A 276-nucleotide genomic window follows, 5' to 3' on the forward strand; every position below is an offset into this window, starting at 1 on the left:
AACGCAAGAGGGCGATCACCACGGTGGGGTCGATGACTGGGGTGAAGTCGTAACAAGGTAGCCGTAGGGGAACCTGCGGCTGGATCACCTCCTTAATGAAGATATCTGATTGGCAAGAATCTACAACAAGTTGTTCTTTGGTAAGATGTTTAAAACGGGTCTATAGCTCAGTTGGTTAGAGCACCGTGTTGATAACGCGGGGGTCATAAGTTCAAGTCTTATTAGACCCACCATTAAATTGGGGCCATAGCTCAGTTGGTAGAGCGCCTGCCTTGC

At 48.9% G+C, this 276-nt stretch carries 1 tRNA gene and 1 rRNA gene; both read left to right on the forward strand.

From position 1 onward, the window contains the following. A 16S ribosomal RNA gene (locus AZ602_RS09940) occupies window positions 1–95 on the forward strand; the annotation flags it as partial. A gap of 61 nt (window positions 96–156) precedes the next feature. Continuing rightward, a tRNA-Ile gene (locus tag AZ602_RS09945) sits at window positions 157–233 on the forward strand. Window positions 234–276: the final 43 nt, after the last annotated feature.

The organism is Moraxella sp. RCAD0137 (assembly GCF_002894025.1).
Taxonomy (GTDB): domain Bacteria; phylum Pseudomonadota; class Gammaproteobacteria; order Pseudomonadales; family Moraxellaceae; genus Moraxella; species Moraxella porci.